Annotated in this window: 21 protein-coding genes; 12 read left to right on the forward strand and 9 right to left on the reverse strand. The window is 64.2% G+C overall.

Annotated features, from left to right (window positions below; translation table 11 throughout):
• The 3 genes from D779_RS05375 to D779_RS05385 all read left to right on the forward strand — a co-directional run.
• A partial coding sequence (locus tag D779_RS05375) for an AAA-type ATPase lid domain-containing protein (RefSeq protein WP_043750633.1) occupies positions 1-506 on the forward strand: 506 nt, incomplete at its 5' end.
• Between the two features lie 268 nt (positions 507-774).
• Positions 775-2,043: an APC family permease gene (locus tag D779_RS05380; protein WP_043750636.1), complete on the forward strand. Its 1,269-nt coding sequence runs from the start codon at positions 775-777 to the stop codon at positions 2,041-2,043.
• On the forward strand, positions 2,036-3,082 hold the full coding sequence (locus D779_RS05385; RefSeq protein WP_052347863.1) for a sodium:calcium antiporter: 1,047 nt from the start codon (positions 2,036-2,038) through the stop codon (positions 3,080-3,082). Before D779_RS05380 ends, D779_RS05385 begins: the two co-directional genes overlap by 8 nt.
• A gap of 44 nt (positions 3,083-3,126) precedes the next feature.
• Here the strand turns inward: D779_RS05385 and D779_RS05390 are convergent, their stop codons facing one another.
• Complete coding sequence (locus tag D779_RS05390; RefSeq protein WP_043750639.1) at positions 3,127-3,573, reverse strand: hypothetical protein; 447 nt, start codon at positions 3,571-3,573, stop codon at positions 3,127-3,129.
• 428 nt (positions 3,574-4,001) lie between these two features.
• Here D779_RS05390 and D779_RS05395 point away from each other — a divergent pair, with 428 nt between their 5' ends.
• Entirely contained in the window at positions 4,002-4,823 is an 822-nt protein-coding gene (locus D779_RS05395) for a formate/nitrite transporter family protein (RefSeq protein ID WP_043750642.1), read from the forward strand.
• A gap of 226 nt (positions 4,824-5,049) precedes the next feature.
• Here D779_RS05395 and D779_RS05400 read toward each other — a convergent pair whose 3' ends face one another.
• From D779_RS05400 to mgtE, 5 genes are all read right to left on the reverse strand, one after another.
• Positions 5,050-5,652, reverse strand: coding sequence for a superoxide dismutase (locus D779_RS05400; RefSeq protein WP_043750646.1), 603 nt, complete (start codon positions 5,650-5,652; stop codon positions 5,050-5,052).
• A 507-nt stretch (positions 5,653-6,159) separates the two neighbouring features.
• Positions 6,160-6,345 carry an entericidin A/B family lipoprotein gene (locus tag D779_RS05405; protein ID WP_232424073.1) on the reverse strand — a complete coding sequence of 62 codons (186 nt, stop codon included), beginning with the start codon at positions 6,343-6,345 and terminating at the stop codon, positions 6,160-6,162.
• A gap of 88 nt (positions 6,346-6,433) precedes the next feature.
• Entirely contained in the window at positions 6,434-6,601 is a 168-nt protein-coding gene (locus D779_RS21545) for a DUF1328 domain-containing protein (RefSeq protein ID WP_043750648.1), read from the reverse strand.
• Positions 6,602-6,693: 92 nt separating this feature from the next.
• Positions 6,694-6,882, reverse strand: coding sequence for a CsbD family protein (locus D779_RS05415; RefSeq protein WP_043750843.1), 189 nt, complete (start codon positions 6,880-6,882; stop codon positions 6,694-6,696).
• 223 nt (positions 6,883-7,105) lie between these two features.
• Positions 7,106-8,767, reverse strand: a complete 1,662-nt coding sequence (gene mgtE, locus D779_RS05420; RefSeq protein ID WP_043750846.1) for a magnesium transporter — start codon at positions 8,765-8,767, stop codon at positions 7,106-7,108.
• A gap of 755 nt (positions 8,768-9,522) precedes the next feature.
• Here mgtE and D779_RS05425 point away from each other — a divergent pair.
• From D779_RS05425 to creD, 4 genes are all read left to right on the forward strand, one after another.
• Complete coding sequence (locus D779_RS05425) at positions 9,523-10,182, forward strand: class I SAM-dependent DNA methyltransferase (protein WP_043750651.1); 660 nt, start codon at positions 9,523-9,525, stop codon at positions 10,180-10,182.
• A gap of 574 nt (positions 10,183-10,756) precedes the next feature.
• Complete coding sequence (creB, locus tag D779_RS05430) at positions 10,757-11,461, forward strand: two-component system response regulator CreB (protein ID WP_043750654.1); 705 nt, start codon at positions 10,757-10,759, stop codon at positions 11,459-11,461.
• The gene (gene creC, locus D779_RS05435) at positions 11,458-12,942 is read left to right on the forward strand and encodes a two-component system sensor histidine kinase CreC (protein ID WP_043750657.1); all 1,485 of its coding nucleotides are present in this window, start codon (positions 11,458-11,460) and stop codon (positions 12,940-12,942) included. The genes creB and creC overlap by 4 nt, the downstream gene beginning before the upstream one ends.
• A gap of 116 nt (positions 12,943-13,058) precedes the next feature.
• Entirely contained in the window at positions 13,059-14,456 is a 1,398-nt protein-coding gene (gene creD / locus D779_RS05440; RefSeq protein ID WP_052347872.1) for a cell envelope integrity protein CreD, read from the forward strand.
• Positions 14,457-14,583: 127 nt separating this feature from the next.
• Here the strand turns inward: creD and ppsA are convergent, their stop codons facing one another.
• Positions 14,584-16,956, reverse strand: a complete 2,373-nt coding sequence (gene ppsA, locus D779_RS05445; RefSeq protein WP_043750664.1) for a phosphoenolpyruvate synthase — start codon at positions 16,954-16,956, stop codon at positions 14,584-14,586.
• Between the two features lie 418 nt (positions 16,957-17,374).
• On the opposite strand from ppsA, the gene D779_RS05450 reads away from it, so the two are divergent.
• Positions 17,375-17,980 carry a hypothetical protein gene (locus tag D779_RS05450; RefSeq protein WP_052347864.1) on the forward strand — a complete coding sequence of 202 codons (606 nt, stop codon included), beginning with the start codon at positions 17,375-17,377 and terminating at the stop codon, positions 17,978-17,980.
• 97 nt (positions 17,981-18,077) lie between these two features.
• Positions 18,078-19,598, forward strand: coding sequence for a bifunctional metallophosphatase/5'-nucleotidase (locus D779_RS05455; protein WP_043750667.1), 1,521 nt, complete (start codon positions 18,078-18,080; stop codon positions 19,596-19,598).
• Between the two features lie 29 nt (positions 19,599-19,627).
• Here D779_RS05455 and D779_RS05460 read toward each other — a convergent pair whose 3' ends face one another.
• Positions 19,628-20,707, reverse strand: a complete 1,080-nt coding sequence (locus D779_RS05460; protein ID WP_043750670.1) for a lecithin--cholesterol acyltransferase — start codon at positions 20,705-20,707, stop codon at positions 19,628-19,630.
• Between the two features lie 15 nt (positions 20,708-20,722).
• A complete protein-coding gene (locus D779_RS05465) occupies positions 20,723-21,244 on the reverse strand; it encodes a DUF7931 domain-containing protein (protein WP_043750674.1) in 522 nt (173 codons plus the stop codon).
• A gap of 442 nt (positions 21,245-21,686) precedes the next feature.
• Here D779_RS05465 and D779_RS05470 point away from each other — a divergent pair, with 442 nt between their 5' ends.
• Complete coding sequence (locus D779_RS05470; RefSeq protein WP_043750677.1) at positions 21,687-22,268, forward strand: OmpA family protein; 582 nt, start codon at positions 21,687-21,689, stop codon at positions 22,266-22,268.
• Between the two features lie 379 nt (positions 22,269-22,647).
• Positions 22,648-24,693, forward strand: coding sequence for a putative bifunctional diguanylate cyclase/phosphodiesterase (locus D779_RS05475; RefSeq protein WP_198295671.1), 2,046 nt, complete (start codon positions 22,648-22,650; stop codon positions 24,691-24,693).
• The last annotated feature ends 55 nt before the right edge of the window (positions 24,694-24,748 follow it).

The raw sequence follows: 24,748 nt of genomic DNA on the forward strand, positions 1-24,748 counted from the left end.
GCTTCTTTCGTCTCGCCCTGCCGCCGCTGCGCGAGCGGCTCGACGATCTGCCGCAGATCGTCCCGGCGCTGGTGGAGGAGTACAACGCCCGCTCGGGCAACCGTGTCCAGGTGATCCCGGACGCGGTCTACGAGCGGATGCGCGATTACAGCTGGCCAGGGAACGTGCGCGAACTGCGCAACGTGGTCGAGCGGGCCGTTCTGCTGGCGCGCGATCGGGTCTTCCCGATCGAATGGATGCAGCTCGGCAGCGGTTTGGCCGCGAACCCGGAGACGCAGGGCGGGCCGAACGTCGACGGCGACCGGCTCATCATTCCACTGGACGGCAGCATGGCCTTGGACGAGATGGACAGCTACATCATCCGCACGGCCCTGGAGCGCAGCGGGCAGAACGTGACGGCCGCCGCGCGTGCGCTGGGCACGACCCGCGAGACGTTGCGTTACCGCATCCAGAAATACGGACTCAAGGACGATCCTGCGCAGGACGAGGAGATCGGCCTGGACTGAGCGCTTCCTCTCGATTCCATTCTCGATGGTCCGGATCGAGAGATCCTTGTGCCGTGGCGTTCGTTTCGCCGGGTCCGATCGGCCCGCCTGGCCTTGCCCGCCCCCGTCGCTGATCTGGCCTCTGTTCGGATGGCATTTCCCTTGCTTTTCCGTGTCGAGTTCGACGCTCGAGTCCGGGCGTCCGCATGTCGCCGTCCATGACCTTCGGTCCGGGCGTCGGGGCTGCGCGTAACCAGACGCTGGTCGGGACCAGCCGGAGGTAGAGAGGATGCAAGGACAGACGAAAATGGGGTTCAACGCGACCTGGTCGATGGCGGTCGGCGGAATGGTCGGGGGCGGAATCTTCGCCGTGCTCGGCCTGGTCGTCGAGATGGCCGGTCAATGGGCCTGGCTGAGCTTCGTCATCGCCGGGGCCATCGCCCTGGCCTCGGCCCACAGCTATGCCGAGCTCGTGGCCCGATACCAGGTCGCCGGGGGTGCCTATGCCTTCCTCATCGCATTGAGGCGTCGGCAGTTCGCCGCCAGCCTGGTCTGGGGACTGATCCTGGGCTATGTGCTCACGGTGTCGGTCTATGCCTTCACCTTCGGTCATTATCTGGCGCACGCCTTTTCGCTCGGCGCCTGGTTTCCGAGGCTCTGCGCTCTGGCCGTCATCGCGGCGCTCACCTTCGTGAATCTACGTGGAGTCGCCGCCTCGGCCGGGCTCGAGATCGTCACCGTCTGGGGCAAGCTGGCGGTTCTGGTGGGATTGGCCGTCATCGGTCTGTTCGCCTGGTCGCCGGAGCGTCTGACGGCGGGCATCGAGCCTCAGGGACCGCTCGGGGCGCTGGCCGGCGCCGCCGCGATCTTCATGGCCTACGAAGGCTTTCAGCTGCTGGCCTACGACTACGATGAGATCCGCGATCCGGATCGTCTGCTTCCCCGCGCCAGTCTGAGCGCGGTGATCGCGGTCATCGCCGTCTACGTGCTGGTGGCCCTGGGCGCGACCATGCTGGTCGGCGCCTCGACCATCGTCGAGCAGAAGGAGATCGCGCTTTCCATCGCGGGAGAACGGGCACTGGGACTGGTGGGGCTGGTCGCCGTCACCGTCGCGGCGGCCTTTTCGACCGGGTCTGCGATCAATGCGACCCTCTTCTCGACCGCGCGTCTCATGAAGCAGGTGGCATCCAACGAGGATCTGCCGCCGTCGCTCGCGCACGAGAACGCGCGGCAGGTTCCCGATCGGGCCGTCATCGGGATCGGCGTCGTGAGCGCACTGCTCGCGTCCTTAGGCTCACTGGGCAACCTGGTCGAGGCCGCCAGTCTCACCTTCCTGGCGGCCTTCGGAACCGTCAACGCCCTTGCGCTGCAAGGCGCGGGTTCCAGGCGCTGGATCCGTCTGCTGGGGCTGATCGGCTGTATCGCGGCCGGGCTGGTCTCCGTCTGGCAGATGTTCCTGCATGCCAAGCTGGCGCTCATCGGGGTCGTTCTGCTGGTCCTGCTGGCGGTCTTCGGGCGCCCCTATCTGCTCCGTCACGCGGCGCGCCGGAATGCCTGATCTCTCCGTCGAGCACTGGCCTCTGGGGCTGACGGTCCTGATCTTCCTCGCGAGCGGTATCGTCATCGCCCTGGTCGGGACCCGCATGACACGCATCGCGGATCGGCTCGCCGATCTGACTGGGCTAGGAGAGGCGGTCTTCGGCGCGGTGCTGCTCGGGGCCGGAACCTCGCTGTCCGGTATCGTGGTGTCGGTCACCGTCGCCGCGGCGGGGAGGGCGGATCTGGCCGTCAGCAACGCGGTCGGGGGGATCGCGGCTCAGACCGCGTTCCTGGTCGTGGCAGACATCTTCTACCGGCGCGCGAATCTCGAGCACGCGGCCGCATCCGTCCCGAATCTGATCAGCGGTGCGTTGCTCTGCGCATTGCTCGCGGTACCCCTGATGGCCGCGACGGCGCCACCCGTCGCGGTCTTCGGGGTGCATCCGGCCTCGCTGTTCCTGGTGCTCTTCTATCTGTTCGGTCTGCGATTGGCCTCGCAGAGCCGTGACGAGCCGGCCTGGAGGCCCGTCAGTACCGCCGAGACCTTCGAGGACGCGCCTGATGGGTTCTCGGGCGGCGAGGCGGGGGCGGGACAGACGCGATTGTGGCTCGGGTTCGCGCTGGCCGTGGTTCTGGTGGGGGTCGCGGGCTATCTGGTGGGACTTTCGGGTATCGCCCTGGTGCGTCTGACGCATCTGTCCGACACCCTGGTGGGAGGGTTGTTCACCTCGGTGGTGACATCGCTTCCGGAGTTGGTCACGGCGGTCGCGGCGGTGCGTCAGGGGGCCTTGACGCTCGCCGTCGGCGGAATCATCGGCGGCAATACCTTCGACGTGCTCTTTCTTGCGCTCTCGGACGTCGCCTACCGCCCCGGATCCATCTATCACGCCATCGGCGATCAGCCTCTGTTCATCATCTGTCTGACGATCCTGCTGACCGCCACGCTCCTGCTCGGAATGATCCGGCGCGAGCGCAGCGGGATCGGAAACATCGGATTCGAGAGCTGGCTGGTCCTGATCTTCTATGGGCTTGGATTCGGCGTCATCGCCCTTGGGTGAGGACCCCGGTCCGTGAAGGGACCGGGGCATGGGAGTCTCAGTCCTCAGCCGTCGACGACCGCACCGGGCCAGGTATAGGCCAGGCGCTGATGTCCGGAGCCGACGCTGACGGTCTTGGTCTGCGTGGATCCGGCGATGGTCGCCTGAATCCTGTAGGTGCCTTCAGGCATATCGACGAGCAGGATGGGACCCGAGACCAGCTCGGCGACCGGCATGCCCTGTGCGTCGGCGATGGAGACCTGGACGCCGGAGACGAAGGCCCCATCGCTCCTGGCGAAGGTCATCATGAGGTCGTGCTGTCCTCCGGCGGATTTCATCGCGGTGGACTCGGGTTCGCCGACGCCCCCTGTGACATAGGAGATGCCGTTCTGCGTCTGTGCCGGGGGCAGGGCGCTTTCGGTGGCCAGGACCGCGCCGGAAGGCACGATCAATGCGAGCGCGAGGAGTGCGGTCGCGAACGGACCGCGAGTCTTTGTATATGGGTGATTCATCGTCGTGTCTCCCATTCTGATCTATCGTTTCGCCGCGAGGGATGCGGCTCCCTGATCCGAGGACATGTGGAACGCATGGACCCGAGGTACCAACGATCGGGCGTTGGTTGACGATGCTGAAGCGGGATTCGTGCCAAATATATCCTGGGCGCCGGATCCGGCTCGACCGATCGGGATTCCGCGTCCCCGCGCGCCCTTGTTTCGGGTCCGGTCGTCCGTTCCCACGTCATCGTCTGCGGCTGTAATCAGCCAAGACAGGTTGCTTTGAGCCGGATGGTGGACCTGTGCCGGGGATCTCTTCGTCCGTTACCGATCAGTAGAATTTGGCATGAAAATTGTTAACTGCTACCTTCATGACGCGTCTCGCCGAGCTTGGGACGAACGCCCCGAGATTGGCCTCTGACTCCATCGATACCGGATGTGTTGCCATGCCGAAAAGCGAGCCAATCGCGGGTCTCACCCGTAAGGAACGAAACGAGGTGACGGATCGCCTGGGCCTCAGATCACTGCAGGTCTTCGAGATCGTGCGCCGGGAGGGGGTGGAAGAACTGTCGCGTCCGGTCAACTCTCTCTTCTGGTCGGGTATCGCCGCGGGCCTCGCGCTCAGCCTGTCGGTCTATTGCACGGCATTCATTCATCAGGCATTGCAGGAGAGTCAGCTCCGGTCGCTGCTGGAGGGGTTGGGGTACAGCGTCGGTTTCGTCATCGTGATCCTCGGACGTCTGCAGCTCTTCACCGAGAACACCATTACGGTCGTGCTCCCGGTCCTCACCGACCTGAACCGATTCAAGATTCAGAGAACCCTCAGGCTCTGGGGAGTCGTCTTCGCGGCCAACATGATCGGTACATCGGCCTCGGCACTGGTCGCGATACTGGGCGGGATCCTGCCCCCGGAGCAACTGGTTGCGGCGCTCGAGGTCTCTCGTCATCTGCTCCACTACTCGGCGCTCCAGGTCCTGCTATACGGGATTCCGGCCGGATTCATGGTGGCCTCGATCGTCTGGCTGATCCCGAGCGCCAAGGGCGGCGAGTTCTGGATCATCGTCCTCATCACCTACATGATCTCGCTCGGAGGACTGACGCACGTGGTCGCCGGATCCACGGAATGGTTCCTGCTGGCGATGGCGGGGGATTGCTCCTGGGCGCACGCGATTCTGTCGGGAATCCTGCCGGCGCTGATCGGCAACGTGATCGGGGGGACGGGGCTGTTCGCCCTCATCACCTATGCGCAGGTCAAGGACGAGATCTGAGCCGGAGCGTGAGGAGCTTGTCCGGGGTCGGCTCTCCATTCCCTCTCGATCGCGTGCGGGCGGGATTCTTTCGTCATCCGCTCCTGCTGATAGAAGGATATCGATCGGTTGTCCATGCATGCGCTCGTACTTCAGGCGCTCGATGCCCAGAGGGCGTGATCGCTGGATTCGACCACGCCTGGGCAAGGGAAGGAATATCTAGGCCTTATGGTCGGCCCGCCCTGATTCAGGGTTCATAGGGCGCTTCGCGCTCGAAGTTGGCGGCGACGAAATTCCAGTTCACCAGGTGCCAGAAGGATTCGACGTATTCCTTCTTGCGGTTGCGGTAGTCGACATAGTAGGCATGCTCCCACATGTCGCAGGTCAGGATGGGCATCTTGCCGTCGGTGATGGGGTTTCCGGCGTTGCTGGTGGACTCGACTCCGAGGTTGCCGTCCCGGTCCTTGGCGAGCCAGACCCAGCCAGAGCCGAACAGGGTCGTGAGTCGGGTGGAGAATTCGTTCCTCAGGGCCTCCGCACTGCCGAAATCCTTCGCGATCGCATCGGCCAGGGCGCCCTGGTGGGGATCCCCGCCGCCTTCCGGGTGAAGACAGTTCCAGAAGAAGGCGTGGTTCCAGGCCTGGGCCCCGTTGTTGAAGATGCCCCCATGGGCCTTGGCTACGATCTCGGACAGTGGCGAGGTGGCGAATTCGGTCCCCTCGATCAGCGCGTTGAGCTTCTCGACATAGGTCGCGTGGTGCTTCCCGTGATGCAGCGAGAGTGTCTCGCTGGACATGTGCGGTTCGAGTGCGTCGGTGGGGAAGGGTAGATCGGGTAGTCGATGTGGCATGAGATCGCCTCCGGATGGTCGTTTCGGTGTTGGAGATACGGATTCGCAGTGGATGCGTCCGCTTGCAGGCGCATTGAGTGCCTGGCGAGATGGAGATTGCGCTGACGGCGCGAACCTCCTGTATTGGGTTGAGCAAATGGTGTTCCAGGGCGGGCGAAGTCCGGAAATCGGGGGTTCGTTCCGATTCGGAGGCTGCGAGTCGGGGTAAATCCACTGGCGGCTGGTGCAAAAACCCCGTCTTCGTTCTTCTGCCACCAGTCTTTTTGTATGCACGCGCTCCGCCGAATTTACGAACGAGGCCAGCCTCGAAGAGGCGTGCGATCCGATGCGCCAGTTCGAGGAACCCTTCGTCATGGTCTCGGCATCGGACGGCAGGCTGCTCGGAGTGGTTCATGCGTTGGACGTCATGGACGCCTCGACCGATCGCCGAGCCTGACGAAGGGGTTCGTGGGAATGGTGTCTGACACCTCGGATCGCGACGGAGGCCGGTCGGCGAGGCGGGTTTCTTCAGTAATCCTTGTTCTGCTCGGCGGATTGCTCGATGCCCTCGCCGGCCGCCTCGAGGTCCTGGCCGACGCCGGACATGGTGTTGCAGCCGGTGACGAGGATCGTCGTCAGAGGCAGTAGCAGTAGGAGCCAGCCTGTCGGGCGAATGGCGCGAGGTTCGATTCCCTGTGATTTCGATTGCATCATGGCGTTGCTCCGGGGATGAGCGTGGATGACGGAACGGATCGGTGCTCGGCTGGAAATCCGAACCTGTCGGATTTCCAGCCGAGAGCCATCAAGGCAGTCGTGGACCTCGTCCGCGAATGAACAGAATCACCGCGAAGATCAGACCGACCACGAAGAGGATCCAGGCGATCTCGGACGCCACGCCGGCGACGCCCGTGGCGCCGAGCGCGCCGGCAACGAGTGCGACGATGAGAAAGATGAGGGCCCATTGCAGCATGCTGTATCTCCTGGTAGGGGGGGCGATGTGAGTCGCTGCCGTCCGAGGACAGCGGTCTGACTCGGCTTCGCCGTCCGTGGCCTCGGGGTGGCTCAGCTCATGTCGTCGATCTGCTGCATCGCCTCTTCCTTGGTGATGCCGTACTTCACCTGGAGGCTGCCGACCAGCTTGTCGCGCTCGCCGTCGATCATGGTCAGGTCATCGTCGGTCAGCTTGCCCCAGCGCATCTTCAGCTCGCCCTTGGCCTGATTCCAGTTTCCGCGGATCTGTTCCCAATTCATGGTGTCTTCTCCCGGCCGATCCCGATCGGCCATTGCAGATGGGTATGTCATGCCTCGGTGTCTGGTGAAAGCAAAGAAGATGCCATCGAGTCCAGGCTCCGCATTCGGTGCCCAGGGGTGTCGGTCGATCGTCCGAAGCGGACTAAAAGCCCCGTTGGTCGGTTGATAAGCGCCGTTCCGGCGGGGCTCGGGGACAGGGGGACGCGACCGGCACGGGGCGCGCTCAGAGAAGGATCAGGGTCGCCAGCCCCAGGAAGGCGAAGAAGCCGACGATGTCGGTGACCGTGGTCAGGACCACGCTTCCGGCCAGGGCCGGGTCGATGCCCAGACGCGACATGAGTAGCGGAATGGCGACGCCGGAGAGTGCGGCGCAGAGCAGGTTGAGCAGGATGGCCACGGCGATGATGGCCCCGATGGTCCAGTTGCCGAACCAGAGGATGGCCAGCGCGGCGACCACCAGGGCCCAGAGCAGACCGTTCAGCAGTCCGATTCCCATCTCCTTGAGCAGCAGGATGCGGGTATTGCTTCGGCCGAGCTGACCGGTCGCCAGCCCTCGGATGACCAGGGTGAGCGTCTGGCTGCCGGCGATTCCTCCCATGCTGGCCACGATCGGCATCAGCACGGCCAGCGCAACCACCTGTTCCAGGGTGCCCTCGAAGAGGCCGATGACCCAGGCGGCGAGAAAGGCGGTGATCAGATTGATCCCGAGCCAGACCGCCCGGCGCCGGCTGCTGGCCAGCACGGGCGCGAACATGTCCGTCTCCTCGTCCAGGCCGGTCATGCCCGTCAGGGCGCGCGCGCCCTGCTCGCGGATGACGTCGACCACATCGTCGATGGTGATGCGGCCGAGCAGGCGTCCGTCGGCGTCGATCACCGGGGCCGAGCTCAGGTCCTCCTCCTCGAAGCGCTGCGCCACCGCATCGCTCGACTGGTCGGCCGGCACCGGCTCGAAGTCGGTCTCCATCAGTTCCGCGATGGATTGCTCGGGACGCGCGGTCAGCAGTCGCTCGGTGCGCAGGATTCCCTGATATTGATGCCGGCGGTCGATGACGAAGAGTTTGTCCGTATTCGGCGGCAGCTCCTCGCGCAGACGCAGATACCGCAGCAGGGTGCCGACTCCGATGTTGCCCCGCACCGCGACCTGGTCCATGTTCATGAGGCCGCCCGCGGTGTCCTCCGGATAGGAGAGCATCGACTGCAGCCGCTCGCGTTCGCGCTGATCCATGGCGTCCAGGATCTGGCGTCCGGTGGCCGTCGGCAGGTCCTGGATGAGGTCGACCAGATCGTCGGGTTCGAGCCCGCGCGCGGCCTCGACCAGATGCTCCAGATCCATCTCCGCGGCCAGGCGTCGGCGCACCTCCTCATGCAGGTGGCGCAGAACCTTGGCGGAGCGTTCGCTCTCCACCATGTCCCAGACCCTGGCGCGCTCGGTCGCGGGCAGCGACTCCAGAAGCCCGGCGATACGGGCCGGATGCAGCTTGCGGAACAGCTTGGCGATCCGTTTCAGCTTGCCCTGATCCAGGGCGTCGAGCACCAGGTTCAGCTGAGTTTCCGGTTCTTCCCCGGAACCTGCATCGGGGTCGGATCCAGTGTCGCGGGACGAGTCCGAGTCCGCATCGAGATCCCAGGTGAGCTGGGTCCGCAAGGCCGGTGAAAGCTGTGCGAGAACCTTGGGTTCGGTCCGTGCATCGATCTGATGCAGGGCGGCGACCCTCTGTTCTCGCGGGAGCCTTTCCAGGAGGCTCGCGATCTTGGCCGGGTGCATCGACTTGAGCAGGCGGCGGGCGTGCTTGCTCTGATCCTGAGAGAGCATCTCGCTGAGCTGGTCGATTTCGGTCGCGGCCGATTCGTGATGGTCGCGCTGATGATGAGGGTCTCGCTTCAAGGGCATCGTCCGGTTCGGATGGAGTGGTTGCGGTGTCGTGGGGAATGTGGCCGTCAGTCACTGAAGGCGGTGCCTGCGGTTCAGGTCAGTGGTCGCGCTTCGGTCGTCAGTGCAAATCCGTATTTCTGGTCAATCATTTTCCGGTTTGAAATTGATTTTCATCCTGTCATTCGCGCCCATGCGGCGCAACCGATTAGAGATCATTCTGCGTCTCCCTTATCACAGAATCGAATTCATGTCTAACGACTGAATATCTGATCAATATATTTTTTTAAAAATCAATAATTTGTCATTTATTGTCGTTGTTTTTCGTCGATTTTAATCCTTTGGTCGCTTGTCATGCCGGATTGGCGTGGGGTAGCATGAGTATAAATACCCGATGCCGGGTTCGATATCATCGACTATTCCTCAATCTCGAATGGCGGGATGAAGGCTCGATAGAAATCCTGTGGGAATCTACGGCGACCATTCTATGAAGTCGCCCACTCGATGCCTTTCTTTATCTTTTCGACGGACTCCGCAATTGATTCGGAATACGCGGAAATCCATTGCCTTGAATCGCGTTTTCGTATTTCCGAGCGCGCTGCTATTGGCGGCCTCGGTTTTCATTGTCGATCACCGTCTGCGCATTGCGCTGACGCAAGGATTCCGTCAGTGACGGATCTCTGCGTATCGATCGAGCGCCACTCCTGATTGTGGGACCGATTCCAGGGCGGATGAATGTCTCATTCGTCGTATTCGCAAAAGGAGAAACCATGACCGATCCTCGAACCAAGCAGACCGAAGAACGCGACGTGACCAAGCTGATCGGCGTGACGTCGGCCAAGCTCGAAGAGCTCGAACAGTACTACGACAGCTGGTCCGCCACCTACGAGCAGGATCTGACGTCCATGGGCTACGATGCCCCCCAGGTCGCCGCGAAAGCCATCGAGAATCACGGCATCGATCCATCTCAGCCGATTCTCGATGCCGGTTGTGGCGTCGGTCTGACCGGGCTCCATCTCGGCGAGCGCGGCTATCGATCGATCGTTGGGCTCGATTACTCCGGCAAATCCCTGGAAAGGTCGGGGGAGCGCGGATGCTACTCGGAGCTCAAGCGCGCCGATCTGAACGATCCATTGGAATTCCCGGACGACCATTTCGGCGCGGCACAGTGCATCGGCACGCTTACCTATGTGGAGAACATGGCGGGGCTGATGCGCGAGTTCCACCGTGTGGTGAAGCCGGGCGGTATCGTGCAGCTGAGCCATCGCGTCGATCTCTACGACGACGGCTACAGGAAGGCCCTGAGCGATCTGACCGAGAAGGGGCTCTGGACCCACGTCCATCACTCCGATCCCCATCCCTATATCCCGGGTCACCAGGACTTCGGCGACGATCAGGCGATCATCTTCGACATCTTCCGCGTCAACTGATCCCGCTGTCCCAGGTTGGGTGATCATGGATCCATCGCGACCTCGCCCCTCTCCCCCCAGGTGGGGAGGGGAGGGGACGGGTCGGTCGGTCCTCTGCCAGCGCGGTTCCATCATCAGTGGGATGGGGCGGGCTGCGCCGTTCGCAGCTGAGCGGATTTCTCGAACGGGGGCAGAAAGGGAAGGGGCCGCTGGCGCGCAACGCGGCGCGCGGCCGTCGAGGAAACGGCGAGACGCAAAGAAGCCCGCACGAGGCGGGCTCCTTTTCTTTGCGCTCTCCCTAGCACCAAATGCGTCGACCTGCGGAAGCGGCTGTTTCGCGATTCGTGTACAGGCGTCGGTCTGACTTTGAATCTAGTTCACAGATCGGGAATTGCACGGTAACAAGCCGGTTTTCGATTGATGTATGTCAGTTGAATGACGTTCCAGCCTCCATGGCCGCGATCTGTGGCCGACTCATGTGCCCTCTGTTATCTGTTCAGGTTCCGTCCGTCATCGCTATCATTGCGACATTCGCGTCGAGACGGGGCCCATGCCGCGTCTCGGGGGCAAAACCCTTCCTCGAAGGTCGTCCGCCATGCAGGCTCAACCCAGCCGGATCCTGATTGTCGAGGACGAGCAGGCCATCGCCGATACGCTCGTCTACGCCCTGCGCACGGAGGGCTTCGCGACCCGCCATTGCCAGCTGGGACGCGAGGGCCTGGACCTGGCGCTCCGGGGCGAGGCGGATCTGATGGTGCTGGACGTGGGGCTGCCGGACATGAACGGCTTCGAGCTTTGCCGCGAGCTGCGGCGCGTCAACGAGATGCCGGTGCTCTTCCTGACCGCGCGCAGCGACGAGATCGACCGTATCCTGGGTCTGGAGCTCGGTGCCGACGACTATGTCGTCAAGCCCTTCAGCCCGCGCGAGGTGGCCGTGCGCGTCAAGCGCATTTTGCGCCGTTTCTCACAGATTCCCTCACAGGACCCCGGATCCCGCCCGGGCCAGGGCGGACCCTTCGAGGTCGATCCCGTCCGTCGCGCCATCCGCTATTGCGGTCGCCCGCTCGACCTGACCCGCTACGAGTACGAGCTGCTGGCCATCCTGGTCGCCAGTCCGGGGCGGGTCTTCAGCCGCGCCCAGCTGATGGAGCAGGTCTGGACCCATCCCGAACACAGCCTCGAGCGCACTGTCGACACCCACATCAAGACGCTGCGGGCCAAGCTGCGGGCCGTGCGGGCGGATCTGGATCCGATCCGGACCCATCGCGGCATCGGCTACGCCCTCGAGATTCCGGCGTGAGGATCTCGCTGCAGGTCGCGGCGGGCTATTTCCTCATCGTCGGGCTGGCGGGCTGGTTCGTGCTGGACGTCTTCGTCGAGGAGGTCGAGCCGGGCGTGCGCGACACCATGGAGGACACCCTCGTCGACAGCGCCAACCTCATCGCCGAGCTGGTGGCCCCGGCACTCCTGGATCCGCATCCGCAAGCGCCCCTGGTCGGCCGTCTGGTCGCCGAGGCACTGGAGCACTACCGCTGGCGCACGGTCGAGGCGGCCATCTGGCAGCATCGGAAACGGACTCTGGACCTGCGCGTCTATGTCACGGACGGCGAGGGGCGCGTGGTCTTCTCGACCGAGCCGCATCAGCTGGGCAAGGACTATTCGCGCTGGAACGACATCTATCTCACCCTGGCAGGACGGTACGGGGCGCGCTCGACCCGCACCACGCCCAGTCTGGACACCAGCAGCGTCATGCATGTGGCCGCGCCCGTGCTCGATCGCGACGGTGGCATCATCGGTGTCGTCAGCCTGGCCAAACCCGCCTACAGCGTCGCCCCCATCGTCGCCATCAGCGAGGCCAAGATCCGCGACCGCGGTCTGGTGCTGCTCGCCATCACCGCGGTGATCGGCGCACTCTTCACCTGGCATCTGACGCGCGCGATCGAGCGTCTCAGAGGCTATGCCCGCGCAGTGACCGCCGGCGAGCGCCGCGATCCGCCCCGATCGCGGGCACGCGAGCTGGCCGAGCTGGCGGATGCGCTCGGCGAGATGCGCGAGCGGCTCGAGGGCAAGCAATATGTCGAGCGCTATCTGCACACCCTGACGCACGAGCTGAAGAGTCCCCTGGCCGCGATTCGAGGGGCCGCCGAGCTGCTGACCGAGCCGGACATGCCGGATCCGGAGCGTCGGCGCTTTCTCGACAACATCCGCGAGCAGTCGGACCGTTTGACCCAGATCGCCGACCGTCTGCTGGAGCTGGCCCGGGTCGAGCAGCAGCAGACATTGGCCAGGCCCGAACCCGTCGAGCTGGCCGCATTGCTCGAAGAGTGCGTCGAGGGATTCGCGCCGCTGGCGGCGCAGCGCGACATCGGCATGGATCTGCGGATCGGTCGCTCCCTTCAGGTTCAGGGCGACCGGTTCCTGCTCGCCCGCGCGCTTTCCAACCTGCTCGACAACGCGCTCGGCTTCTCGCCGGACGGCGGACGCATCCGCATCGAGCTCCTCGAATCCCAGCCGTCCGGACGGCGCGAGCGCCTCACCTGGGCCGAGATCGCGATCGGAGACCAGGGTCCCGGCATCCCCGACTATGCGCGCGACAGGGTCTTCGAGCGTTTCTTCTCGCTGCCCCGTCCGCGGGCGGGCCGCAGGGGCACTGGACTGGGCCTCAGCTTCGTGCGCGAGGTCGCCGAGCTGCACGGCGGCTCCATCGCGCTCGAGGACCGGAGCCCGACCGGTACCCGCGCTCGGCTGCGGCTGCCCGCCGTTGTCAGCCGGATGCCCTGATCATCGCACTCATCATCCCTTCACCCCGACTTCACACGAATTCACCCGCGCTCGACCGGGATTTCACGTTCGCCCGCCAGACTCCTCCTCGGGTTTCAATCGATGAGGAGATGAAGATGCAAAAGGCCCTTTTGATCAAGGCGGCGGTCACCACGGGACTGATCGCGGTGCTGGCGGTTCCGCTCGGGATGGTCGACCAGCTCGTCGGCGAGCGTGCGGCGCGGCAGCGGGCCGTGGTGAACGAGATCGCGTCCAGCTCGGCGGGCGACCAGCAGATCGTCGGACCCATTCTGGTCCTGCCCTATGTCGAGGAGTACAGGGAACGATATTGGGTCGACGAATCGACCGAAAGCGGCGTCAAGCGGGTCAGCCGGACCCGTCTGGTCAAGCACGAGGCGAGAACGCTGTTCATGCCGCGCTCGGCGGAGCTGCGTTTCCAGGGCGGGACCTCGGTCAAGCGCCGAGGGCTCTTCAAGGCCCTGGTCTACGATCTGGACGGCGCGATCGAGGGCCGCTTCCTGGTGCCGGTCGCGCCGCGCGTCGGCCGCCATCAGGAGGGCTCCAGGATCGTCTGGGGGCGGCCCTATCTGAGTCTCGGGCTGAGCGATACGCGCGGCATCCTGCGTGCTCCGTTGCTGGAGTGGGACGGGAGCCGGCATGGCTTCGAGCAGGGCACGGGCCTGGGCAAGGGTCTGCCGAACGGCATTCACGCCATGCTGCCTCCCTGGATCGCGGAGCAGGAGCAGACCGCGCCGAACGCCGAGACGCGGGTCATCCCCTTCAAGCTGAAGCTCGGATTCCGAGGGACCGAGTCGGTGAGCTTCGTGCCCATCGCCGAGAGCACCCGGATCTCGCTGGCCTCGAGCTGGCCGCATCCCAGCTTCCAGGGCCGCTTCCTGCCCGACGCCGACAGCCAGCGGATCGATGCGACCGGCTTCAGCGCGCTCTGGGAGGTCTCCGGGCTCGCGACAACGGCACCGGCGAGCATCCGTGCCGACGTGGCGTCCGCCAAGGCATGCGCGTCCGGTTGTGCCGAATGGCTCGGCGTGCGCTTCATCGAGCCGGTCAACGTCTATTCCATGGCCGACCGGGCCATCAAGTACGGCATCCTCTTCATCGCCCTGACCTTCGCCGCCTTCGTGCTCTTCGAGCTGCTCGAGTCGCTGCGGATCCATCCGGCGCAGTATCTGCTCGTCGGCATGGCCCTCGCGATCTTCTTCCTGCTCCTGCTGAGTCTCTCCGAGCACATCCCCTTCGCGACGGCCTATCTGGTCGCGACCGCCGCCTGCGTCGGCCTGCTCGGCTTCTATGTCAGTCATGTGCTCGGCGGCGTCAGGCGGGGCATCGGATTCGCGGCACTGGTCGCCGCCCTCTTCGCCGTACTCTACGCCCTGCTGGTCTCGGAGGACGTGGCGCTGCTGATGGGCTCGATCATGCTCTTCGCGCTGCTCGCCCTGACCATGACGCTCACGCGCAATCTGGACTGGTACGGGCTGGAGACCCGACGAGGCTGATCGGGTAGGCGGGCGGTATTCGGGCGCCCGCGGACCCGGGGTCAGGAGGCGCGAGGGTCCTGTCCGGGCGGGCGAAAAGGTGGGGGCGGTCGCCGACGGCCCATGCCGCCGGCGACCTCGGGGACGATCAGAGGGTCTTGGCCTGCTCGGCCAGATAGATCCAGGTGTCGATCACGGTGTCGGGGTTCAGCGAGATGCTGCTGATGCCCTGCTTGAGCAGCCAGTCGGCGAAGTCCTTGTGGTCCGACGGACCCTGACCGCAGATGCCGACGTACTTGTCCTGGGCGCGGCACGCGGAGATGGCCATGGAGAGCATCTTCTTCACCGCCGGATCGCGCTCGTCGAAGTGCTCGGCGACCAGGCTGGAGTCGCGGTCGAGGCCCAGGGTGAGCTGGGTCATGTCGTTCGAGCCGATCGAGAAGCCGTCGAAGTACTCCAGGAACTCCTCGGCCAGGACGGCGTTGGAGGGCAGCTCGCACATCATGATGAGACGCAGACCGTTCTTGCCGCGCTCCAGGCCCTGTGCGGCCAGCGACTCGGAGACGGCCTTGGCCTGACCCAGGGTGCGGACGAAGGGGATCATGATCTCGACGTTGGTCAGACCCATGTCGTCGCGGACGCGCTTGAGCGCCTCGCACTCCATCTCGAAGCAGTCCTTGAAGTTCTCCGCCACGTAGCGACCGGCGCCGCGGAAGCCGATCATGGGGTTCTCTTCCTCGGGCTCGTAGCGCGGGCCGCCGATGAGGTTGGCGTATTCGTTGGACTTGAAGTCCGACATGCGCACGATGACGCTGCTCGGCGCGAAGGCCGCGGCCAGGGTCGAGATGCCCTCGGCCAGCTTGGCGACGTAGAACTCGCGCGGGCTCGGGTAGGCGGCGATGCGCGGTGCGATCTGGGCCTTGAGGTCGGCCGGGAGCTGGTCGAATTCGAGCAGCGCCTTGGGATGGATGCCGATCATGTTGTTGATGATGAACTCGAGACGCGCCAGACCGATGCCCGCGTTCGGCGTCGCCGAGAAGGCGAAGGCGCGGTCGGGGTTGCCGACGTTCATCATGATCTTGACCGGGATCTCGGGCATGGCGGTGAGCTCGACCGTCTTGTAGTCGAACGCCAGCTTGCCCTCGTAGATGTAGCCGGTGTCGCCCTCGGCGCAGCTGACGGTGACCTCCTGGCCGTCCTTGATCACGTCGGTGGCATTGTTGCAGCCGACCACGGCGGGCACGCCCAGCTCGCGGGCGATGATGGCCGCGTGGCAGGTGCGCCCGCCGCGGTTGGTGACGATGGCGGCGGCGCGCTTCATCACCGGCTCCCAGTCGGGATCGGTCATGTCGGTGATGAGGACGTCGCCGGCCTCGACCTTGTGCATGTCGGCGATGCTCGCGACGATGCGCGCCTTGCCGGCGCCGATGCGGCTGCCGATGCTGCGGCCGCTGGTCATGACCGGACCCTTCTGACGCAGTACGTAGCGCTCGATGACGTTGCCGCTGCGGCTCTGGACCGTCTCGGGGCGGGCCTGGACGACATAGATCTTGCCGTCGACGCCGTCTTTCGCCCACTCGACGTCCATCGGACGGCCGTAGTGCTGCTCGATCTGGATCGCCTGCTTGGCCAGCTCCTCGATCTCGGCGTCGGTGATGCTGAACAGGGGACGCATCTCCTCGGGGACCGGCTCGGTCTTGACGTAGGAGTCGGCGCCTGGCTCGTTGTAGACCATGCGCACGGCCTTGTCGCCGACGGTGCGGCGCAGGATGGCCGGACGGCCGGCCTTGAGGGTCGGCTTGTGGACGTAGAATTCGTCGGGGTTGACCGCGCCCTGGACCACCATCTCGCCCAGGCCGTAGCTGGAGGTGATGAAGACGGCGTCGCGGAAGCCGGACTCGGTGTCGAGGGTGAACATGACGCCCGAGGCGGCCAGGTCGCTGCGCACCATGCGCTGGATGCCGGCGGACAGGGCGACGTGACGGTGCTCGAAGCCCTGGTGGACGCGGTAGGAGATGGCGCGGTCGTTGAACAGGGAGGCGAAGACCTCCTTGATCCGGTGCTTGATGTTGTCGAGCCCCTGGACGTTGAGGAAGGTCTCCTGCTGGCCGGCGAAGGAGGCGTCGGGCAGGTCCTCGGCGGTGGCCGAGGAGCGCACGGCCCAGGAGACGCCGTCTCCGGACTCGGCGGTCAGCTTGGCGTAGGCCGCGTCGATGGCGGCGTCGAGCTCGGGCGGGAAGGGCTGTTCCATCACCCAGTCGCGGATGCGCGGGCCGGCCTCGGCGAGGGCGGCGACGTCCTCGACGTCCAGTTCGTCCAGAACGGTTTGAATGCGCTCGTCGAGCCCGTCGCGAGCGAGGAATTCACGATAGGCGTCGGCCGTGGTCGCGAAACCGCCGGGGACTTGCACCCCGAGATGAGTCAGGTTCTGGATCATCTCGCCAAGGGAGGCGTTCTTGCCTCCAACGACGGGTACATCGTCCATCCCGAGGTCGCTGAGCCAGCGGACGTAATCGGTCATCGTGTTCGTTCTCCGGTCTCTAAAATACGTAATATCGTTCGTGAGATCATGCGGGCTGGGCCGGACGCCGACGGCCTTCGTCCAGGGGCAAGGGCGATGGGCTGATTGCGATTTGCAGAGGCGCAGCCGCGGGAGTTTAGCGCCGGTTCAGTTGATAAAACGGCTAAACAATCGAGAGAATATAGCGCAGGGAGGAGCTGGACGTCCTGGGGCTGATTCAATGCAAAAGATTGATCGAGCCGCAAGGATGTCTGGCTCGTTCTGCGATCGGCTCGTCGGATTCGAGCTTCGGGTCGGTGGCGTGGGCTCGCGACCCCGGCGTTCCGGCTTGACTTGAATAGAGACGTGCGTTCAGGCAGCCTAGATAGGCTTAGCTGTTTGCAACCATTTTCGTGATCCGAACAAGAGGATACATCTGATGAACGAAACCGTGCCGGGTATGGCGCAATTCAAGGCCACGCTGGATTCCCTTGGCGTAGACCAGAAGGTTGCCGGCGTCGTCGCCGTGCTCTTCGTCATGTGGCTCATCCATGGGGCTTCGCACGGTCTGTTCGCGGGTGATCCGGAGCCTCTGAGTCAGGCCCAGATCTCCGCGAATCTGGCCCAGATCGGCACCGTTGCCCTGGTTCAGCCGCCGGAGCCGGCCAAACCGGCCGAAGAGCCTGCCACCGAGCCGGAAACCGCCAACGTTGCCGCTCCCGCTGAGGCGGCCGAGGCTGCCACGACGACCGAGTCCGCGCCGGAAGAGGCGCCTGCCGCCGAGGAAACGATCGCGGAATCGGCCGCTCCGGCCGCTCCGGCTGCTGAAGAGGCGCCCGCAGAGGCCGTCGCCGAGTCCACCGAGGCACCCGCCGCCGATGAGACTCCGGTTGCCGAGGCTGCGGTCGAAACGACCGAGGTCGCTGCGGCTGAAGAGGCTGCCGAGGCCCCGGTCGCCGAGGAAGCTGTGGCCGAGCCGGCCGCGGAGCCTGCGTCTCCCGCCCATCCGATGCCGGCGTGGATGCTCCACATGACTCCTCGCTGAACCGAAAGCGCTCGCGAGGGACGTCGGAATCCTGCAGCCACGTCTGCAGGATTTCGACGCTTGCCTGCATTTCTCCTCGATTCAGGACCGGCCACCGATGGGAAGGATCCGCCTGGGGGTGATGGCCATTCTGCTTCTCGCGCTTGCGGGCGGGCAGACTGCATGGGCCGCATGCCGATCGGGAGCGTCGCTGACGCTCCTGCACTTCAACGATTTCCACGGTCAGCTCGAATCCTATACCGACTCGGATCATGCCTCGCCGGTCGGCGGGATCGCTCGCTTGGCGGAAGCGATCGACCGGGTGCGTGCCGAGAAGGGGTCAAGCCCGATTCTGCTGCTGTTCGCTGGCGATCTGCTGCAGGGAACCCTGACCTCGACCCTCTTCCAGGGGATTCCCGATGTCCTCATGTTCGATCGTATCGGCGTCGATGCGGCGGTCGTGGGAAATCACGAATTCGACTATGGTCAGGACGTCTTTCGCCGGCTTGCCGCGCAGGTGGGCTTCCCATTTCTGACAGCGAACGTTCTGGTCCAACCCGATCCCTTGCCGACGCGTCCGTTCGCCCTGTTCGACGAGGCTGGGCTCGAGGTCGCCGTCATGGGCCTCACCACGCCTGAATTGCGGACGGCGACCCATCCGCGAAATATCCAGGGGGTGACGGTCGAGGATCCGATCGAGACGGCGCGTCGGCTCGTTCCGGAACTGCGTGCTCGGGCCGATCTGGTCCTGGTGCTCTCGCATCTCGGACTGGCCGGGGACAGGCGTCTCGCGACTGCCGTTCCAGGCATCGATCTCATCGTCGGCGGACACAATCATTTTCTGCTGGAACAGCCGGAGGTTCGGGGTGGCGTATCCATCGTCCAGGCCGGCGCGCGCGGCGAATGGCTCGGACGGATGGACCTCGTCTGCCGGGATGGGCGCATGGTTCAGTCGGACTATCGTCTGATCCCGATCGACGCCGATCTGCCCGAGGATCCCGAGATGGCGCGAGAGGTCGAGCGTATCCTCGCCCAGGCGGATGCCGATCTGGACGAAGAGATCGGCGCGACGGATGTCGATCTGAGCGCCAAGCGCGCGCTGATCCGCCGCTCCGAGGCGGTCTTCGGCGATCTCATGGCCGATCTGGCCCGTTCCGAAACCCAGTCGGATGTGGCCCTGTTCAACGCTGGCGGCTTCCGGGCCAGCATTCCACGCGGCCGGATCAGGCTCAAGCAGGTCTACGAGGCGTTTCCGTTCCGTAACGAACTGGTCGTCGGCCGCCTTGGCGGCGGTCAGCTTCTGGCGGCGCTGGAGCGGAGCGCGAAGCTCGATCCCGACGACAACCCGGGTGGCTTTCTGCAGGTGTCTGGGCTGACCTACAGCATCGATGGAGATCGGCTGGCGTCGGCCGCCATCGGTGGCGAGCCGATCGATCCGGAACGCGCCTACACTGTGGTCGTGCCAGATTTTCTGGCGGCCGGTGGCGATGGCTACGAGGTTCTCAAGGCGATGACCGAGCCCCGAATGACCGGGAGGCTGATCTCGGACATGCTGATCCAGGCCGTGCGCGAATCCGGGAGGGTCTCGCCGCGTCTCGACGGGCGCATCGTCCGACTCGGGAAGGAGGCCGAATCCTAGGGGGCTCGCGTGCCGTCAGCGTCCTCGGCTCATCGAGCTCCGCGATCGTCCGTCCATCGTTTCAAGGTCTCCAGGATGGGGGCGATGGCGGCTGGCGCCGGATCGGCCCGGTGGTAGCGGAGCAGCATGCCGCGGTGGGATCCCTCGACCAGGATCGGCTCCGCGACCCCGGGGATCCGTAGCGATTCGAGTGTCACCACGCCGTCGCCGAGATCGCTGCCGAGGCCGGTCCACCAGCGCGTCAGACGTCTGGTCAGCTCCTCCGACCCGAGATCCTCTCCGATGCCCGCCAGGTTTCTGGTCATCTCGGCGGTCGGCCGTATCAGGCGTCCGCCGATCAGCTGAATGGGGACGGCTGCGGGCCAGGGGCGCGCATTGAGCGACGCGAGAAAATCGCTGTCCGGGCGCAGGTCGACCTTGGCCTCGCCGACGCCGTCTCTGAGCGCCGAGAGGAGCGAGAAGCGGCGCTCGGGGCTGCCGACGACATGGTCGCGCAGCTCGAGCCAGATCCGCAATCGTGCCCACTCGGATCCATGGTTGGGGGTACCGACGAGGATGGCACCGAGAATGGCGGCCTCCTGCTGGCCGTCCGATCCCGGCATCCTGGAATATCGGTTCGTCAACCAGTCCCGGATCACCAGTCCGCCCATGCTGTGTCCGACGAGTGCGATCGGGAGGTCGGGCGGAAGCTCGGGCCAGAGCCCTGCCAGATAGTCGCTGCTTCGGTCGATGCCCTGATCGTTCGGGTAGCGCAGCTCCCAGACACCCAGGCCGGTTTCGGCGAGTGCCGGAAGGAGGTCGTCCCAGATGCTGCCCGGCTCGTCCAATCCATGCACGAGCAGGACCCTGATCTTGGCGTCCGGGGCGGCCGGATGGCGCTCGACGAGTCCGTACCAGGCGTCGCTCTCGATCGACATGGCCTCGGGGAAGAGCTGCGTGAGTTGCCGGTGGACGAACACCCTGAGCTCGCGCTCCTCGCTGGGGTGTCCCTCGGCCCACCAGGTCCAGCCGGCGATCCAGGCCGTGACGAGAAGGATCAGGACGAGGGCGATTCTCGGCCAGCGAATGCCTGTCGTTCGCCTGTTGTCTCCAGGGGTTCGATCCCGCATCTCCGCATGCCTCTTTCAGAGATAGAGACGCCGCATCTCGGCGTCCGGGCTGCTGCGGTCCCACATCTGTTCGAAATCCGTGCGCAGCAGGCGCGACTCATGGGGGTTGTCGAAATCGGCGGTGGCCTCCATGGTATCGGCCAAGCGCCGTCGGACGTAGCCCCGCTCATCGATGACGAGAAAGGCGTCGAGCCGATCGCGGTCGTCTTCCGAGACGCACTGGATCGCAATCCGCGAGGTGAGATGGCGGCTCATCTCGATCAGGCGGTGACCGGCTCGAGTGGCCTCTCGGGTGTCGAACAGCAGGATTCGGACGCAGATCGAGGCCCTGTTCAGTGCGAGGCGTCTGACCCCGTCGAGAAATTCGCCCCGATCGTAGATCTCCGGATCCAGTGTGCGGCCGAAGATCAACAGCTCGCGGCGGGCTCGAGTGGCCATCAGTGCGCTGGTTTGCTGGATCGCTCGAGCGCTGTCGAGTCTGATGGGGCCTTTCGGGGCCTCCAGCGCGAGATCTTCGAGATGCGGCTTTGGCGACATGTTCGATTCCCTGGTGAGCGGCAGGCGCGAGGTAGGATTGACGAGAATGCCTCCTGAAGGGGGCTTTCTCAATGCTGTCTCGGGGCGGCTTGTTGCGTGATGTCGACGCCTATCTTGGACCCGGCCCCTGATGGAAGTGGGGTGAAATCGGGGCTCTCGACTGAGTTGTTGTATTGGGATGACGGTAGTTGCAAATATGCATCGGAAGTATAAAAAAGTTGCACTTATGTTCCTGTTGTAGGCTAAAATGTCTGTGTCCCATGAGCGGCCGATCCATCGCCGCCCGCGCCCAGCGATTTTGGATGTCAGTTTCGGGAGAGCGGAATTGCGGCGCTAGAAGAGAAAATCACGACGCTGTTGTATTTTACTGACGTGCATTTCAGCGACTGAGCCAGGATTCCCGATTCGATCCTCTCCACCCACCTGAACAGGAAACGAAAAGATGCGCAAACACAAGAATATTCTCCGCCTCGCCTCGCTGGCTGCTCCGTTCGCGGTGGCTGCGGTACTGGCTGTTCCCACTGCTGCGAGCGCTGGCGACTACAATATGGAGCACTTCTGGTCCGCCAAGCCCGATGGCACCGCCTGGGTCACCAACTACGGCGAATGCTGGCAGAGCCTCCATGGTCCCAACGATCTGGAGCCCTGTGTCGCTCCGCCCGCCGTGCCCAAGGAATTCAACGTTCGTCTCAACTTCGAATTCGACAAGTACCGGATCGAGAACATCGTCAACGACGGCGAGTTGCAGCGTTTGGACGATTACATCGCCCAGGTCAACGATACCCCGGTGCGCGAGAAGATCTCCCTGGTCGGTCACACCGACGCCAAGGGTTCCGAGGCATACAACTATCAGCTGGGCATGCGCCGTGCCGAGACCGTGCATGACTACATGATCAGCCGCGGTATTCCGGCCGAGGACATCATGTCCGTCGAGAGCCGTGGCGAGCTGGACATGCTTCCCGGCGTCGACATCTACTCCCTCGAACAGCGTCGCGTGACCATCAAGGCCGACTACGAGGGTTGATCTCCCAAGGCATCTGGAGATTGCCACTTCAGCCTGGCCTTCTCCGTATGACGGCGCTCGCCTCCTGCGAGCGCCGTGCATGACCCCCTCCGATTCCCCGAGTATCCGACGTCGATTCCCGAACCGGCGTCGCTCAAGGTCCAATGAGCCTCACCCCCCCCGACTGAGGCTTGTGGCAGGGCCGGTCATGCCTGGCATGATCGGCCTTTTTTCACGTCCCGCTTCGCCCATGGCCGGGTCGCCCGATCCCCGGTCGAAGGTGAGTGCTTGGGCTGAATTCGCTGCGTGTGCGTGGTGTTTCGTTCGGATCCCTGATACCGTCACGCGCTTGGATGGCCCTTTCGTCAAGCACCCTGTTTCATATCGGGAGGCACAAGGCGTGTCTGGTCGGCGCCCCGAATTCCTCGCTCATGAGCAGATGCGTGCCCTGTATCTGCAGGCGCCGATCTCGAATCTGACGGTCTTGGCCATCTCGGCCCTGTACTTCTTCGTTCTGCACTCCCGTCTGGAGACCTCCCCGTTGCTCGGATGGACCCTGACGATGTGGTCTGTGGCCGGGTATCGATTGTGGCTCTGGTCCCGCTGGAAACAGCATGCGGCGGAGGCTTCCCCATCGGCCTGGCTGCGGCGTTACCGCAATGCCTCGTTGGCGGTCGGCTGCTCCTGGAGTCTCGTGCTCCTGATGCTCGGCGACATGGAGGATCAGGTCGTGGTCGCATCGCTGTTCATGCTGGTGCTCGGGGTCACCAGTTCTGCGGTCGCGATCCTGTCGTCGCACTTGCCATCCTTCGTGCTCTATGTCTATCCGCAGCTTTTCATGATGGCGCTGATTCTGATGACCAAAGAGCCGCACGAGCTCAGATGGCTCGCCCTGGCCATCTGTATCTACGCATTGATGCTGACCTTGTTCGCGCGCAATGCGGATCGGCTGTTTCGCGATCATGTCCATCTGGGGACCTGGAATCAGGAGCTGGTGGCAAGGCTCAATGCCGAGAACTTGCGTCGCGAAGAAGTGATTCGCGAGCGCACGGAGGCACTCACGGCAACCAACGCGTCGCTCCAGGCAGAAATCATGGAGCGTGAAAAGGCTGAGACGGCGCTCCGTGAGCAAGGGCGCTCGCTGCGGCATCTGGCCGATCACGATCCCCTGACCGGTCTGCCGAATCGTCTGCTGATGCTCGATCGTCTCGGACATGCGATTCATCACGCCCATCGTGCCGGATCGGGGGTGGCCGTTCTTTTTCTCGACCTCGATCATTTCAAGGAAATCAACGATAGCCTCGGACACACGACGGGAGACCAGCTGCTCAAGGCGGTTTCAGGTCGGCTCCTGAACTCTCTGCGCGAGGGTGATACGGTTGCGCGCCTGGGGGGAGACGAGTTTGTCGTCATCGTCGAAGACGCGCGAAGCGTGGCGGATGTCACCTCGATCGCGGAGATGATCCTGAATGCCTTCAACGACCCCTTGGAGCTCGATTCGGGAGATATCTGCATCACGCCGAGCATCGGGGTCAGTCTCTATCCGGAGGATGGGGCAGATACCGAGACACTGCTTCGCAATGCCGATGCGGCCATGTATCGAGCGAAGGCCGACGGTCGCAGGGCCTATCGATTCTATACCGCGGACATGACAGAGCGCGCTCGAGAGCGTCTGGAGATCGAGACGGCCTTGCGGCGTGCTCTGGCCGAGCATGAGCTCAGGCTCGTTTTCCAGCCGCAGATCGACCTGAGAAGCGGTCGGCTGATGGGGGCGGAGGTTCTGGTCCGCTGGCTGCATCCGACCGCGGGCTTGCTGCTTCCGGGCCGTTTTATCGCCGTGGCCGAGTCAACCGGTCAGATCGAACAGATCGGCGGCTGGGTCCTGGAGGAGGCCTGTCGAGATCTGAAGCGCTGGGAGCGCGCGGGCTTCGGCGGAATCCGCCTGGGCGTGAACGTGTCCGGGCGTCAGGTCCTACACGGCAATCTTGTCGAGACGGTGCAGGGCGCACTCGAGCGCTCCGGGTGCCGGCCCGAGTCGCTCGAGATCGAGATCACCGAAGGTTTCCTCATCCGCGGACCTGATACATCGCGGTCGATCCTCGAGCGTATCCGCGACATGGGTGTCGGGATCGCGATCGACGATTTCGGGACGGGATACTCGTCGCTCAGCTATCTCAAGCAGTTTCCGATCAGCCGGATCAAGATCGATCGTGCCTTCGTGCGCGATATCAGCCTGGACGTCAACGATCAGGCGATCGTGCGCGCCATCATCGCGCTTGGACGCAGTCTCGGTCTCAAGGTTATCGCCGAGGGTGTCGAGACGGCCGAGCAGTTGGCCTTGCTGACCGAATGCGGCTGTAACGAAGCCCAGGGCTATCTCTTCAGCGAGCCGCTCACGGCATCCGTCTTTCTCGATTACTGGAATCGGCAAGCGCGTCCACTGTGACCGGCGGCATCCAGTATCAGCGACCTTCTCTCTCGGTGCACCGATGTCTATCGCT

Source organism: Imhoffiella purpurea (assembly GCF_000585215.1).
Lineage (GTDB): Bacteria > Pseudomonadota > Gammaproteobacteria > Chromatiales > Chromatiaceae > Imhoffiella > Imhoffiella purpurea.

What these genes read in the sequence shown, in the direction of transcription:
- D779_RS05380 (WP_043750636.1), top strand. Translation starts at nt 775, where the DNA reads ATGCAAGGACAGACGAAAATGGGGTTCAACGCGACCTGGTCGATGGCG.
- D779_RS05385 (WP_052347863.1), top strand. Translation starts at nt 2,036, where the DNA reads ATGCCTGATCTCTCCGTCGAGCACTGGCCTCTGGGGCTGACGGTCCTG.
- D779_RS05390 (WP_043750639.1), bottom strand. Translation starts at nt 3,573, where the DNA reads ATGAATCACCCATATACAAAGACTCGCGGTCCGTTCGCGACCGCACTC.
- D779_RS05395 (WP_043750642.1), top strand. Translation starts at nt 4,002, where the DNA reads ATGCCGAAAAGCGAGCCAATCGCGGGTCTCACCCGTAAGGAACGAAAC.
- D779_RS05400 (WP_043750646.1), bottom strand. Translation starts at nt 5,652, where the DNA reads ATGCCACATCGACTACCCGATCTACCCTTCCCCACCGACGCACTCGAA.
- D779_RS05405 (WP_232424073.1), bottom strand. Translation starts at nt 6,345, where the DNA reads ATGATGCAATCGAAATCACAGGGAATCGAACCTCGCGCCATTCGCCCG.
- D779_RS21545 (WP_043750648.1), bottom strand. Translation starts at nt 6,601, where the DNA reads ATGCTGCAATGGGCCCTCATCTTTCTCATCGTCGCACTCGTTGCCGGC.
- D779_RS05415 (WP_043750843.1), bottom strand. Translation starts at nt 6,882, where the DNA reads ATGAATTGGGAACAGATCCGCGGAAACTGGAATCAGGCCAAGGGCGAG.
- D779_RS05425 (WP_043750651.1), top strand. Translation starts at nt 9,523, where the DNA reads ATGACCGATCCTCGAACCAAGCAGACCGAAGAACGCGACGTGACCAAG.
- creB (WP_043750654.1), top strand. Translation starts at nt 10,757, where the DNA reads ATGCAGGCTCAACCCAGCCGGATCCTGATTGTCGAGGACGAGCAGGCC.
- creD (WP_052347872.1), top strand. Translation starts at nt 13,059, where the DNA reads ATGCAAAAGGCCCTTTTGATCAAGGCGGCGGTCACCACGGGACTGATC.
- ppsA (WP_043750664.1), bottom strand. Translation starts at nt 16,956, where the DNA reads ATGACCGATTACGTCCGCTGGCTCAGCGACCTCGGGATGGACGATGTA.
- D779_RS05450 (WP_052347864.1), top strand. Translation starts at nt 17,375, where the DNA reads ATGAACGAAACCGTGCCGGGTATGGCGCAATTCAAGGCCACGCTGGAT.
- D779_RS05455 (WP_043750667.1), top strand. Translation starts at nt 18,078, where the DNA reads ATGGGAAGGATCCGCCTGGGGGTGATGGCCATTCTGCTTCTCGCGCTT.
- D779_RS05460 (WP_043750670.1), bottom strand. Translation starts at nt 20,707, where the DNA reads ATGCGGGATCGAACCCCTGGAGACAACAGGCGAACGACAGGCATTCGC.
- D779_RS05465 (WP_043750674.1), bottom strand. Translation starts at nt 21,244, where the DNA reads ATGTCGCCAAAGCCGCATCTCGAAGATCTCGCGCTGGAGGCCCCGAAA.
- D779_RS05470 (WP_043750677.1), top strand. Translation starts at nt 21,687, where the DNA reads ATGCGCAAACACAAGAATATTCTCCGCCTCGCCTCGCTGGCTGCTCCG.